General features: G+C 25.5%; 13 protein-coding genes and 1 other RNA gene. 11 read left to right on the top strand and 3 right to left on the bottom strand.

Annotated elements, in window-relative coordinates; all coding sequences use genetic code 4:
- The first annotated feature begins 3 nt into the window (after positions 1-3).
- The 7 genes from rnr to hpt all read left to right on the top strand — a co-directional run bounded on the left by rnr (position 4) and on the right by hpt (position 5,681).
- Positions 4-2,148: a ribonuclease R gene (rnr, locus tag OF364_RS00820; protein WP_263773946.1), complete on the top strand. Its 2,145-nt coding sequence runs from the start codon at positions 4-6 to the stop codon at positions 2,146-2,148.
- Positions 2,149-2,180: 32 nt separating this feature from the next.
- Positions 2,181-2,612: an SsrA-binding protein SmpB gene (gene smpB, locus OF364_RS00815; protein ID WP_205851290.1), complete on the top strand. Its 432-nt coding sequence runs from the start codon at positions 2,181-2,183 to the stop codon at positions 2,610-2,612.
- 7 nt (positions 2,613-2,619) lie between these two features.
- Positions 2,620-3,005, top strand: a transfer-messenger RNA (tmRNA) gene (ssrA, locus tag OF364_RS00810).
- Between the two features lie 229 nt (positions 3,006-3,234).
- Positions 3,235-3,411 (top strand): DUF2188 domain-containing protein, encoded by a 177-nt coding sequence (locus OF364_RS00805; protein WP_205851289.1) that lies wholly within the window; start codon positions 3,235-3,237, stop codon positions 3,409-3,411.
- Positions 3,412-3,416: 5 nt separating this feature from the next.
- The gene (locus OF364_RS00800; protein WP_263752531.1) at positions 3,417-4,301 is read left to right on the top strand and encodes a bifunctional 5,10-methylenetetrahydrofolate dehydrogenase/5,10-methenyltetrahydrofolate cyclohydrolase; all 885 of its coding nucleotides are present in this window, start codon (positions 3,417-3,419) and stop codon (positions 4,299-4,301) included.
- 172 nt (positions 4,302-4,473) lie between these two features.
- Positions 4,474-5,133 carry a deoxynucleoside kinase gene (locus tag OF364_RS00795; RefSeq protein WP_263773944.1) on the top strand — a complete coding sequence of 220 codons (660 nt, stop codon included), beginning with the start codon at positions 4,474-4,476 and terminating at the stop codon, positions 5,131-5,133.
- On the top strand, positions 5,115-5,681 hold the full coding sequence (gene hpt / locus OF364_RS00790) for a hypoxanthine phosphoribosyltransferase (protein WP_205851286.1): 567 nt from the start codon (positions 5,115-5,117) through the stop codon (positions 5,679-5,681). Before OF364_RS00795 ends, hpt begins: the two co-directional genes overlap by 19 nt.
- Positions 5,682-5,708: 27 nt before the next feature.
- Here hpt and OF364_RS00785 read toward each other — a convergent pair whose 3' ends face one another.
- Complete coding sequence (locus OF364_RS00785; protein WP_263773943.1) at positions 5,709-7,763, bottom strand: hypothetical protein; 2,055 nt, start codon at positions 7,761-7,763, stop codon at positions 5,709-5,711.
- Positions 7,764-7,941: 178 nt separating this feature from the next.
- Between OF364_RS00785 and OF364_RS00780 the strand changes: the two genes are divergently transcribed.
- From OF364_RS00780 to ligA, 4 genes are read left to right on the top strand one after another with little or no spacing between them, the layout of a single operon-like run.
- Positions 7,942-8,745: an energy-coupling factor transporter ATPase gene (locus OF364_RS00780; RefSeq protein ID WP_205851284.1), complete on the top strand. Its 804-nt coding sequence runs from the start codon at positions 7,942-7,944 to the stop codon at positions 8,743-8,745.
- Entirely contained in the window at positions 8,730-9,755 is a 1,026-nt protein-coding gene (locus OF364_RS00775; protein ID WP_205851283.1) for an ATP-binding cassette domain-containing protein, read from the top strand. The genes OF364_RS00780 and OF364_RS00775 overlap by 16 nt, the downstream gene beginning before the upstream one ends.
- Positions 9,755-10,705: an energy-coupling factor transporter transmembrane component T family protein gene (locus OF364_RS00770; RefSeq protein ID WP_205851282.1), complete on the top strand. Its 951-nt coding sequence runs from the start codon at positions 9,755-9,757 to the stop codon at positions 10,703-10,705. Before OF364_RS00775 ends, OF364_RS00770 begins: the two co-directional genes overlap by 1 nt.
- A gap of 3 nt (positions 10,706-10,708) precedes the next feature.
- Positions 10,709-12,712: an NAD-dependent DNA ligase LigA gene (ligA, locus tag OF364_RS00765; protein WP_263773942.1), complete on the top strand. Its 2,004-nt coding sequence runs from the start codon at positions 10,709-10,711 to the stop codon at positions 12,710-12,712.
- On the opposite strand, the gene OF364_RS00760 is transcribed toward ligA, so the two are convergent.
- Positions 12,691-14,070 (bottom strand): MAG0480 family ComEC-like protein, encoded by a 1,380-nt coding sequence (locus OF364_RS00760; protein ID WP_404824617.1) that lies wholly within the window; start codon positions 14,068-14,070, stop codon positions 12,691-12,693. The genes ligA and OF364_RS00760 overlap by 22 nt on opposite strands.
- A complete protein-coding gene (locus OF364_RS00755) occupies positions 13,995-14,513 on the bottom strand; it encodes an MAG0490 family ComEA-like DNA-binding protein (protein WP_263773940.1) in 519 nt (172 codons plus the stop codon). Before OF364_RS00755 ends, OF364_RS00760 begins: the two co-directional genes overlap by 76 nt.
- Positions 14,514-14,589 lie beyond the last annotated feature (76 nt).

Below are 14,589 nucleotides of genomic sequence, written 5' to 3'. Positions count from 1 at the left end.
CAAATGAAATTTCAAAATAATAAAAGAAAAAGTTTAGACTCTGAAAGCGTTTTGAAGTTTATTCAAAATCACAAATCAGGTCTAAATTTTTTACAAATTGCCAAAAAATTACAAATACATCATTCACAAAATTATGAGCTATCAACACTTCTAAAAATTCTTGTTCAAGAAAATAAAATTGATATAAATAAAGAAGATAAATACTTCCCTCTTTATTTTCTTAGTGAATTAGAAACAAGAATTTCGATTACTAATAAACGCCTAGGTTTTATTGATTTTGAAGACCAAAGAAATAATGAACTTAAATCAGCAATATTGTTTCCATTTCAAATCAAAAATATATTAGATGGTGATTTAGTGATAGCACAAATTTTTGCATATTATAATGAAGAAAATCAAGAATTATATCGAGCTAAAATTGTTAAATTAATAGAACACAAAATTAAAACAATTACTGGTTCTTGAATAAAGAATGAATATTCTAAATATAATTTTGTAGCTTCGAATGAAAAATCCTCAGCTAGAGTGGAAATTTTAAATTGAATGCAAATTCCTAAGAATATAACTGAAGATCAAATTATTAAATTAAAAGTTTTAGAACCAAATGATAAAGCAGTAATAGCTAAGTATGAAGATATATTAACAACAAAAAGTGATTTTGAATATCCATTTAAAAAAATATTAGCCGAAAATGAAATTGACACTTCATTTAACCAAGAAACTCTAGTTGAAGCATTTGAATTGCCTAAAGAAGTTAGTGCGACAGAGATTAGCAATAGACGTGATTTAAGAAATATATTAACAGTTACTATTGATGGTCTTGATACAAAAGATTTTGATGATGCAATTTCTTGTTTTAAATTACCAAATGGTAATACAAAACTATTTATTCACATCGCTGATGTTTCGTATTATGTTCCTGAAGATAGTGCAATTGATAAAGAAGCGCTAAAAAGAGGAACAAGTATTTATCTACCAGACAAAGTTATTCCGATGTTGCCAACTGAACTATCAAATGGTATTTGTTCACTAAATCCTAATGTAGATAGAAATACCATTACTTTGGAATTAGAAATAAATCCTATAGGTCAAAATGTTAAACAAGAATTGTATGAAAGTGTTATTAATTCAGATTATCGACTTAATTACAAGGAAGTTAATGAATTTTATGATAAAAAAATATCATTGAAACCTGAAATTGAAAGTATGCTAAACATAGCTAGGGATATATCTAAACTTATTAGAAAAAATAAAATTGCTGAAGGATATGTGAATTTTGATATTAAAGAACCAAAAATTGTAATGGAAAATGGCTTTGTAAAAGACATTATCATTCGCGAAGAAGGCGAAAGTGAAAATATGATTGAAGATTTCATGGTTAGAGCAAATGAAACAGTGGCTTCCATGATGACAGAAAACAAAATTCCTTCAATTTATAGAATTCATGATAAACCATCTTCAGAGAAATTACTTGAATTACAAGAATTAATCAATTTTTCGGGTTTAAAACATATAAAAGTTCCTTATGATGGTGAGCCATTAAGTTTTGCTAAAATGGTAAATGAAATATCAAATAATACCTCTAGTGAATATATGAAAAATGCCTTTTTAAGAACAATGCAAAAGGCAATTTATTCTTCTGATAACATAGGACATTTTGGATTGGCTTCTGAACATTATTCTCATTTTACCTCGCCAATAAGAAGATATCCCGATTTGTTATTACACCGTATAATTAAGAAATATTTACTTAATAAAACTAAAGCTCAATTTAACATTAATGATTTTAGTGAGCTTAAATCTAAAATTTCAAGCATAGCAGCGTTAAATTCAGAATCTGAAAAAATAGCTATGACTATTGAAAGAGATATTGTAGATATAAGAAAAGCCGAATTCTTTAATAATTTAATTAATAAAGAATTTATTGCAACTTTAGTTTCGATTGAGAAATTTGGTATATTCTTTAATATTAATGAATATCAAACTAGTGTTTTAATTAGATTTGAAGACTTAAATGATTATGTACTAAAAGTATCTAATTTTGAAGCTAAGGGCCAACATTTAAATTTTAAAGTCGGTGATAATCGCAGAATTAAAATTGTAAGCATCGAACGTGAAAAAGGTAATATTAACGCTCAATTGTGTTAGTATTTCTTTTTTTATATCTTATAATTTAACTTATGTCAAAGTTAATAGTTAAAAATAAATTTGCCAAATCTGATTATGAAATTCACAGCACATATGAAGCCGGCATTTCATTACTAGGATGAGAGGTTAAGAGTTTAAGAGCAAAAAACGTAAAATTGGATAACGCTTTTTGTTCAATTAGTACTAAAAATGAACTTTGGCTAAATAATGCTCACATATCTCAGTATATGTTAGTAAAAGGTGATTTAGACCGTTCTCGAAAACTTTTAATGCACAAAAATGAAATTTTAAGAATGAAAAACACTTGTGATCGTTTATCGTTGATAATTATTCCGATTTCTTTGTATTGAATTAATAACAATATAAAGATTGAAATAGCCTTAGCTAAAAAGTTAAGGAAATATGACAAACGTGAAAAAATTAAACAAGAAGACTTGAAAAGAAATTTGAAGACATTATATTAATACAAACGGGGGTGTAATGGCTTCGACAGGCACTCGAATGCTTTTGTAGCAGTGGTTTTGTAGACCATAATACTTTCTAGGCTTTTTAAATGCAAACTTAGAAAACAAAAAACAAGAAGAATTCATGATGACAAATGTTATGATGAATCACTCAAACCCAGTTTACGCTTAATTTGTAATTGGTCAAACCCTTGATTAGCCCGGTTGAGGAATGTTTGTTAGAGGGCTTTGATTTAGTGACTTTTTAGTTTATAGCTAAATGACAACGCAAACTAAAACTTGTTATGATTTTTGTTTATTTTAAAGTAGCAAGTTAATCAAAAATAAACTAAACTGTAGAATCAAATTCACTAGAGTGTGTGGACCGGGGTTCGATTCCCCGCATCTCCACCAAATGATAAATCGCCAAATTGGTACTTAGAAAGTGCCAATATTTTTATTTTTAGCAAACCGAAATAAGGACCAAATAATTTTTTAATTCGTTAATTAATCATTGAATAAGGTCAGATTAAATCTTTATATAATTGTTTTTTTAAAAAACAATCTTATTTTCTAAGAAAAACGGACAATTAACTTATAATTTATTTAATAAGTTTCAAATTAGTAATAATGGAGGCAATTTGTGGCAGTCAGATTAATAGTTAACCACCCCGATGGTTGAGCAGTAAAAAACCCAAAAGGTAAGAAAGCAATTAGAATTTTTAAAACTCAAAAAGAAGCAATAGATTATGCTAGATCACTAAAAGATACAACAGGCACCAATGTACAAAGCAGAAAAGGTGCATTTAGAAAAGCATAATTTAAATGTATAAGATTTTAGATGGAAAAAAGACTTCTGAAAAGCTAAAAAATAGGATTAGAGATGAACTTAAAAAATTGGCATTAAATAATATGCCAATTTTGGGCATTCTACAAGTTGGTGATTTGGAAGAATCTAATATTTATATTAAGCATAAACTAAAAGCAGCACATGAACTAGGTATAAGCACAGAGTTTATAAAATTATCTAAACGTTCAACTCAAGTCGAAATTATTGAAGCTATTCAAAAACTTAATGAAATAACAACAGGTTTTATAGTCCAATTACCTATGGACGCATCAAATAAAATTGATGTTGATGAAATACTTAATAAAATTCCTCAAATTAAAGACATAGATGGTTTAAATGATGCAAATCAATCATCTAATTACATCTCTCAAATTGAATCATTTCTTCCTGCTACAGACTTAGGCATATTACTTTTATTAAAAGAATATAATATTGAATTTAAAAATAAAACTATAGGAATAGTTGGTCAAAGCAAAATAGTAGGCAGGCCTTTAGCTAATTACTTTGAGCAATTAGGATTAATTGTTAATAGATATGATAAAAATACACCAAAAAACAATATGACTAATAATGATATAGTTATAGTTGCAACAGGCACTAGAAATTGTTTAAAAGACATTAATTTAAAAAACAATGTAATTTTAGTAGATGTCGGAATTCATCGAATAAATAATGATATTGTTGGCGATGTTGATATTAATAATATTAAAACACCTATTTCATATTTAAGTCCTGTACCTGGGGGAGTTGGCCCAATGACTATTATTGGACTAATACTAAATTTAATTAAGTCATATGACATTCAAAATAACAAGAATCTATATGAAAATATCTTAAGAAACTACAAAAAACAGTTTTAAAAAATTTGCTATTTATGATGGCAAATTATTTTATTACTTTTTATGATTTTAAAAGAAATTTTGCCAAAAATTAATTAAATTATTTTAGTTGTTTTTTTGTACAAAAATAGTACTTTATAACTTAAAGTTTAGTAAAATAATTTAAATAAATTTTAAATTAAGAAGGAGTAATATGATAATTGGCATAAGCGGCATGATAGCTGCCGGCAAAAGTTCGCTATCTAAAAAATTAAATGATTCATACCCAAACTCATTAATCTTGCATGAGTTTGATGAAAATGATGAAGTTTTTAATACTTTTTTAAAATGACTTTATGAAAAGAAACCTAATTTAACAATAGGTTTTCAAAGCTTTATAATCGAAAACCATAGCGCAAAATTTGACGAAATATATAAAGAATTACTTAAAAAACCAGATCGCAATAGACACTTATTTTTAGATCGTTTTTCAATTGAACACTATATATTTGCTAAACTGATATTAAAAGAAAAAGAACCTAAATATTTAGAAGCATATGATGCTTTATTTTCTAAACTTATAACAAAAAAAGAATTACCTGATCTAGTAATCTTTTTGGATATAAATTTTGACACATTCAAAAAAAGAATTTTTGAAAGAGGAAGAAAAAGTGAAATTGAAAACTGAGATTTAAATTACAACTACTTTAAAAATTTACATGAAAATTATTTTAAGCTTTTTAAAGAGTTGGCAGAAACTTACAATTTAAATTTCAAAATATTAGACACCAACGATTTAAACGAAGAAGAAGTTTATAATAGAGTAGTTCAAATAATTGATGAAGAGGAAAATAAATGCAAAACCAAAAAATAGATAACCGAATTGAAAAAGTTTTATTTTCCAAAGAAGAATTAGAAAATAAGATACATGAATTAAGCCAATGAGTTAATGAAGAATACAAGCATTCCAATAACTTAATAATTGTCGGATTATTAAAAGGTTGTCTTCCTTTTTATGCTCAACTAATTAAAAGCATTGATATTGATTTTGTTAGTGATTTTATGATTACAAGTTCATATGAAGGAACCGATAAATCTTCTGGAAATGTCAAAATAATTTTAGATTTAGTTAATAATATCGAAGATAGAGATGTTTTAATTGTTGAAGATATAATTGACACAGCTAGAACGATGACAAAAGTAGTATCAATTCTAAAATCCAGAAATCCTAAGAGTTTAAAAGTTTTATCGCTATTAAATAAACCTAGCGGTAGAATAGTTAAATTTGAGCCAGACAATTTTGGGTTTTTAGTTAATAAAGATGACTTTGTTGTAGGCTTTGGCTTTGATTGAGAAGAAAAAATGCGCCAATTACCATATATTGGAACAATCAAAAGAAACATGATTAAAAAATCGGAATAATGATTTCCCGATTTTTTGTTATTTAAATTATGGTAGATTGAAGTATCATGAAACACTTTGTTCTTTTTCTACAAAAGGTTTTGTATGAGAGTTAATGTTAATTCTAAGATCATAATTTAATTTAAAATAAACTCTATTTGATTCTATAGATTCAATTGTAATGTTTTTAAAATAAGCATATAAGTTTACAATTTCGAATTCTGATCTAGCTCCAGGTCCCTTTAGTTGTGTATTGTTTTGTATTGCATTTTCAACAGTTTCTCCACCTAGATTTAGTGTTAGTATTGAACTTTTTTGATATTCTAATTTATTATGAGGATGAACACCAACGGTTCTTAGAAATTGTTTTTCATATCCAAACATTAAATTTGTTCCCACTCAATTTTTATCTAATGTAAAACCTTGTCCTGGATTCTTCTTATATTCTGCCTTTATTTTTTCAAAAAATTTTTTGGCATTATTCTCGTTTTGATTAAAAGTTAATTGAAATTCATCTACAATTTTTTCATCTAATTTTTTAAAACCTAAAAATTCAAAAGTACGATATTTTGATAGGTGAGTTTTTCCATCAATTGTGACCTTTAGGTTGAAAGTAAGTTCAATTTTTCCTAAGTTATCATCAATTTTGAATCAATTTTCTTGAGTTACAAACTCAATGGCTCTTGAACCATTATCTCAATAATCTTGTTTTTTATTAACAACAAAATCAGAAGCAATTTGATCTAGAATTCTGTTCCTGTATAGATAAGAAGAAGCATATTTATCTTGCTTGTTTTCAATGTCTTTTTCTTCAATTTCATTATCGATTATGTAGTTCAAAATTTCTTGTACTTCAATTTTACTTTTTAATATTTCTTTAGCTATACCATCAATTTTTTTAACGACAACTTCTTCTGCTTGAGCAGCACTAGTTTTCTTTTTATATCTTGTTTCAATTTCGAAATTAACTTTTTCTTTTTTATTATTTGTAAAAGTAATTGCTTTTGTTACAACATAATTATTTGGATATTTCTTAGTTAAATCTAAAATATTAACATTTTGATTTGTTTCATCTTTAGTAATTAATTTTAAGTATTCAGATAAATTATTGTTTTCAATATCAGATATTTGTTTTTTTTCTTTAATTAGTTTGTCACGATCTATTTCCACATTTATAAGAGTGATATCAAATGCCTCAATCTTTTTAAAACCAGAAATGGATACTAAACCTGTGTTTATTTTGTTGCCTTCAATTTCTAAATCAAATTTTAATTTTAAATTACCATTACTTTCATCATATTGTTCAAAAACAACATTATATACTTTAATATTTCCAGAAGTTTTATTGTTTTTTAGTATCTCTAAAGCTTCTGAAACTGTCATTTTATTGTTAATGTTATAAAATGATCCTAGTGCAGAGTATTTATCAAAATTTAATCCATTTACTTCTGCTGGAGTGTCTTTTCATTCACCTAAATTTTTAATCTCAAATAAAAATTCTTTTTCAATTTCTTCAGATTCAATTTTTGGAGTGCCTGGTTTTATTATCTTATATTTCAAAACAATAATTGTGCTAGATTTTTTAGTAATAGTAGCTTTTAGTTTATATGGATGCTCTAGTGTGTATTTGTAATTTGAAATACTTAAGGCATCATCTATTCCGAATTTTTTATCTAATGTAATGCTTAGATTTCTAGCAATTCTATTAATTTTTTCTTGCTCTGTTTCAGTGTGTGGATTAACAAAATTAGAAAACTCTTTTTTATAAGGGTTTGATGAAATGTTGTCTTTTATCGATTTTATTGTATAAGTTAATTCAACTTTATCAGTACCTTTTTTTACAATGTTAGCTTCCAATTTGTATTCTTTAGCAAGTGTAAAAGTATATTTGTTAATATCTAAAGCTTCTTCAATTGTATATTTAGTTGAATCAATATTTATATCAAGATTTTTAGCTAATTCGTTTAATTCTTGTTTAATTTGCTCTTCTGTTTTTGTATTTGGAACTTCATCGTTTTTACATTTTGCTGAAATAGCTGCAATTGCAGGAACTAGTAATGCGCTTGAACTTAAAATCAGCATAGTTTTTTTGTTTTTGTTCATATATAACCTCTTGTTGTTTAATATAAGGTAATTTTAACACAAATTTAGGTTTTTGAAAAACTAAACTTTTTAGTTGTTCGCACAAACTTATTAATATATTAATAAAAAGCACAATTTTTCCCTCAAATTGTTTTCCAGTTTAAACTATATTTTTATCTTTTTAATATAATATAACAATATGATTGAAATAAAGAAGTTATGTTATAAATACCCTGGCGCACCTAAGCTAGCATTAGACAATATTAATCTAACGATAAATGAAGGCCAATATGTAGCAATACTAGGTCACAATGGTTCGGGAAAAAGTACTTTTTCAAAATTATTAGCTGCTATTTATAAGGCAAGCAGTGGAAAAATACTTATTGATGGAATTGAAATTAATTCTGAAAATCTAAAAGAAATTAGAAGAAAAATAGGAATTGTATATCAAAATCCTGACAACCAATTTATTGGTTCAACCGTTGAAGATGATATTGCTTTTGGTCTTGAAAATAAAAACATGTCTCATGAAAAAATGGAAGAAATTATTAAAAACTATGCTAATGAAGTTGGCATGGGCGATTTTTTAGACCATGAACCTCAGAATTTATCAGGTGGCCAAAAACAAAGAGTTGCCATAGCGTCAACCTTGGCACTAGATCCTAAAATAATAATTTTTGACGAAATAACTTCAATGTTAGACCCTAAAGGAAGAAATGATATTTATAAAATTATTCATGATTTGCATGCTAAAACAAAAAAAACATTAATTTCAATCACTCATGATATGGATGAAGCATTATTGGCAGATAAATTGATTGTTTTTTCAGGAGGTAAAGTAATAGCTCAAGGAAAACCAATTGAAATTTTAAATAATAAAGAAATTATTGAAATAGCTAAAATAGATTCGCCTTTCATTTATAAACTAAGTCAATTAATAAATGGCGTTGAGCCCACTTACGATGGTAAAGAATTATTGGAGAAATTATGCAAATTAAAGTAGATAAAATAACTAAGGAATACAATAAAAAATTACCAACTTATATAAAAGTTCTAGATGAAGTAAGTGTTGAATTAAAAGAAGGCGAAGCTATTTCAATAATTGGACCTACTGGTTCAGGTAAAACAACTTTAATTGAACATTTTAATGCATTATTAATTCCAGATGCTGGCCAAATTAATTTTTATGATGTTCCAAAAGATAAAAAACGTTCAAGACCATCCAAACCAGATAGAAAAAAATACGAATCAGAGGAATTATATAAACAAGATTTTCAAGATTATTTAACAAAATTATCTGAATGAAAATCAACCCCTAAAAAAGAAAGAATAGAAATTGTATATACAGACATAAATGTTAAAAAAACAAAGTCTAAGATAAAAAATATAAAATCATTAAGAAAACAAGTAGGTGTTGTCTTTCAGTTCGCAGAATATCAATTATTTGAATCAACAATTGAAAAAGATATTATTTTTGGTCCTGTATCTATGGGTGTTAAAAAACAAAAAGCTAAAGCTTTGGCTGCTAAATACTTAGAATTAGTTAATTTACCCTTAGATTATTTACAAAGAAGTCCCTTTAATCTTTCTGGAGGTCAAAAAAGAAGAGTTGCACTAGCAGGAATTTTAGCCATGGAACCAAAATTCTTGGTTTTAGATGAACCTACAGCCGGGCTAGATCCTCAGGGCGTAGAAGATATGTTGCAACTGTTTTATAACTTATATAAAAATGGAACAACAATAATTATTGTTACTCATGACTTAGATAATGCCTTAAGATGAACAAATAGAACAATATTTGTAAAACAGGGCAAAATTATTAGAGATGGCAATACTTATGATATCTTGAATGATAATAAATTCTTAATTGAGAACAATTTAATTCCTACCAAACTGCTTTCTTATGTAGAAGAGCTAAAACAAAAAGGTTTTAATATTGGAAAAGTAACAAATATTAATGAACTAGCAAATGAAATTAATAAACAAATAAGATCTAAAAAAGGAGCAAAATAATGAATAAGTCAATTATTGGTAAGTACTTAAACATTGATACTCCAATTCATAAATTAGATCCTCGTCTAAAATTTTTAGGCAACATTTTATTTATTGTTTTATTTTTTCTAGCTGAACATTATTTAACCTTAGGAGTTTTAGTAATTTTAAGTATGGTAATATATATTTTGGCAACAAAATCAGTTAAATCTGTATTTAAAAAACTAAAGTTACCATTATACATTGCATTATTTTTATTAATTATTAACATGTTTACAGTCAAAGGTGCTGTTATGTTTAATGATGTTGATAAATATATTCCCCTTTCTTCAGAAGTTAATGCTGATGCATATGTTATTTATCGAGGAAAACTAATTGTTAATGTTACATATTTGGCCCCTAAAAATGATGTAAAATCAATTTTCCAATTAAATTTGTTTACAATTCATCGCTCAGTTACCATCTTTTTAAGAATATACGGAGTTATTCTAATAACTACATCTCTAACAGTTTCAACAAAACCTGTGCTATTAACTAGAGCAATTAATGATTTGTTATATCCCTTGAAATTAATTAAAATTCCAACAGAAATAATAACTATGATTATTTCAATTGCTTTAAGATTTATTCCAACATTACTAGATGAAGCGGGAAGAATTATGAAAGCTCAATCTAGTCGTGGAATAGATTTTAAAAATGGAAGTTTTAAAGATAAAACAAAATCTTTTATAGTTTTAATGATTCCATTGTTTGTTTCATCATTTAATAAAGCAAATGATCTAGCGGATGCTATGACTTCAAGAGGATATGAACCATATTCAAAAAGAACACATTATCGTGTTTTAAGACCGAACTGAAGAGATATTATTACAACTATCATACTTGTAGGTCTAACATCAATGATTATAGTTACTAAGATTGACCAAGTTTATTTACCTTCTTGATGATTATTAACATTCCAAAGAGTTTAGAATATGACTAATAAGACTAATAATGAAAAAATAAAATTAGAAATCAAGCAATTACAAGACAAAATTAGTTTATGAGATAAACATTATTATGATTTGGACAATCCGATTGTTAGTGATGAAATATATGATATAGAGTTCAATAAACTAAAAAAATTAGAGCAAGAATATAGCTCTCTTTTTAGTGATGAGGAACTAGAATTATCTCCTACTAATTGTATTAATGCTCATGCTGCTAAAATATTTAAAAGAGTATCACATGAACATTCTATGCTTTCTTTAAATAAAGCATACAAAATTGAAGAAATTATTAAATTTATTGAAAATATTAAGAAAATAGCCAAAAATTTTAGTTTTTTTATAGAACCTAAAATTGATGGACTTTCAATTTCAATTAAATATAAAAATGGTAAATTATTTCAAGCTTTAACTCGAGGAAATGGTTTAGTTGGCGAAGATGTTACTCAAAATATATTGCAAATTGAAAATGTTCCTAAAAATATTAATTATTTCGAAGATTTAGAAGTTAGAGGCGAAGTATTTTTAGCTTTAGATAAATTTGATGCTTTGAATAAAAATTTATTAGCACAAAATAAACCCGCAATGGCCAATCCAAGAAATGCAGCTGCTGGGACATTAAGACAGCTTAACCTTGTTATTGTAAGAGAAAGACAATTATCTGCGTTTTTATATTATGTAGTTTTAGCTGAAAAACATGGGCTCAAAACTATGGAAGAATCTTTTAATTTTCTAAAAAAATTAGGTTTTGAAATTACAGCTGAGTCTCAAAAAGTTCATAGTTTAGAAGACATCGAAAACTATATAAAGGAATTTAAACAAAAAAGAAAACTCTTAAATTATGAAACAGATGGTATTGTAATTAAATTAAATGAGCTTAAATATTACGAAAAACTTGGAACCACTTCTAAATTTCCTCATTCAGCCATTGCTTTTAAATATGAGCCTGATATAGCTTCAACATTATTGAAAGACATTTTTATTACAGTAGGTCGAACAGGTTTAATTACTTATAACGCTTCTTTAGAAGAAGTTGAAATATCAGGCACCAAAGTGGCTTTTGCAACATTAAACAATTTTCAATTTATAAGTGATTTAGGCATAAATATAGGCGATGAAGTTTACATTCAAAAGGCCGGTGAAATAATACCTTGTGTAATTGGCATTGCTAACAAAAATAATTTAGAACCATTCAATTACTTTAAAAATTGTCCCTATTGTAATAGTGAATTAGTTTTTAATGAAACTTTTTTAGAACAATATTGTAATAATGAAAACTGTTCTGAAATTAAAGTCAAAAAATTGATACACTTTGCTTCTAAAGAAGGTTTAGATATAAATACATTAGGTGAAAAAAATATTATCACTTTTAATAAATTAGGTTTTATAAAAAATGTTGTAGATATTTTTAAACTAAAAGATCATGAAGATGAATTAATCAAAATTGAAGGTTTTGGAAAATTATCAATTTCAAAAATGCTATTTTCGATTGAAGAATCAAAGACCAAATCCTTAGATAAGCTAATTTTTGGCCTTTCAATACCGTTAATAGGCGCCAAAACAGCAAAATTTGTTGCTTCTAAATTGAAAAAATTTGAAAATGCTTTAACTTTTGATTTTAGTATATTTAGTTCTTATCATGAATTTGGCTCTAAAATAACAAATAATTTAATTGATTGATTTTCAAACTTAGAGAATCAAGAATTAATTAAGAATTTAATATCATTAGGACTTAATCCAGAATACAAGGAATCTAAAATTAGCAATAAATTAGAAAATCTTAGTTTTGTTATTACAGGCAAGCTTTCTAAACCTAGAAATTATTTTGAAAAACTTATTATAAGCCATGGCGGCCAAGTTATTTCTAGCATTTCATCAACCACTAAATACTTATTAGCGGGAGAAGATGCGGGTTCAAAATTATCTAAAGCTAAAAAATTTTCAATCAAAGTAATTGATGAAAATGAATTTTATGAATTAATTAATGAATAACGTTTAATATTTGGAATTGCAAAAATTTCAAATATTTTTATTCTATTAATAATCAACACTCAAGATATAAGTAATATACAAATTTCATTTGAAATTTTGAAATATCAATAAAAATTAGAAGTGTTAAGTAAATTTAAAAAACTATCCATCATTAAAATAATTTTTTCAATTAAAAAACCTGTTTTAAATAATAATATACTGATAATAAAATTAAATGATATTCAAGGGGCTACTAAAACTTGAATAAAAATTGAAAAAATATTGTACTTATCACTAAAAGTGTGAATAATTAGAGTCGAACTCAAATGAGCAACTAAAATAACAATAATATTCTTGGCATAAATATTTAGTTTCTTGCACAAATCATATGTAATTAATATTAAAAGTGTAATTATATATGAAAGAATAAATGAATATGAAAAAAATTCAAACGGATTATATAAACTCATTGTTAGAGCACTAATTGCTAGTAATGATATTTTGCTAAATTTTGATTTTAAAAAGTTTTTATTAATAAAATTTAGTAAAAGAAAAAGCATTGCTCTTATTGCGCTAATTTTGTGACCTAATATTATTAAATAAACTAGCAAGAACATTAATGATATTAATTCATTATATGGTTTTTTAATTTTGATTTTTTTAAAAATGAAAGATAAAAAAGAATATATTAAACTAAAATGAAACCCGCTAATAGTAAAAAAATGAATTATATTTAAATCACTTAATTTTTTATATATTGAACTTACATATGAATATCTATTTAATACAATAATATTTAAATAGTCTTGCACAATTTCATTAGAATGATAAATAAAATTGCTGTTTGGAATTTCTTTTATATATGCTAAATTTGAATAATTAAAATTGTAAAATATTTGATTTCTTATATTAAATAAACTAATTTCATTCAACTTTTGCATTTTTCCTGACACATAAAAGAGAAGATTGGTTTTTAAATTTTCATTTAAATTAAATTTATTATCCTTAATATTTACTTGAAAATTAAATTGTTTATATCTAAAAATTAGTTTATTTTTGTATTTCTTGATTAGTTCATAATTTCCTTCAATTTCTTGACCGTCATACTTTTTAAATAAAAATTGATATATAAGCAAACTAATTACTAAAATAACACTAAAAAATAAAAATAAATTTCAAAACTTTAAATTTAGACTATTTAAAAAGCAAACAACAATTAAAAGAGGAATAGTAATAAAGTAGCTGATTTTTAAAAATATACAAACAACAAGAAAACTAGCTAAAACACTAGGAAAAATTGAATTTATATAGCTATATTTTTTGTTAGTAATAAATAAGTTTTTTCACCAACTCCTGGTATTTTTAACACTTCATCTCAACTTATAATTTTATTATCCTTTAAATAATCAAATACTTTTTTAGCTATACCAGGTTTTAGTCCAATTTTAATTAGTATTTCAGCATTGGTAATATCACTAAGTTTTAGCTTTCTATCTTTTAAAAAGGGAATATAAATATTCTTATTTTCAAGCAAAACTTCTTGTCGATTAATTCCACTTAATTCAGCACCTGATAGTAGTATGCATTCTTTAAAAACATCTTGATATGTAGAACCTTTTTTAATTGAATATTCACCAGGATACTTTATTGCTCCCGAGACTTTAACTGTTATATATTTGTCTTCAATTTCTTTGTTTGCATTTGGCTTTAGTTTATCAATTATTTGTGTTTTAGTAATAATGCCTCCAATCAAAATTGATGATGAAACCAAAAATAAACTTAAGCCTAAAGCGAGTTTTTTCTTGTTTAATTTTATTTTCATATTTTAAATATAAAAAAAATGATTTTAACTTAATGTTTTTGAAGAAAAATAAGAGAAAAAAATAATCCCAGAAATT

This window comes from Mycoplasma enhydrae (assembly GCF_025779955.1).
GTDB classification, from domain to species: Bacteria; Bacillota_I; Bacilli_A; order Mycoplasmatales; family Metamycoplasmataceae; genus Metamycoplasma; species Metamycoplasma enhydrae.
This window is presented reverse-complemented; position numbering and strand designations above follow the sequence as displayed.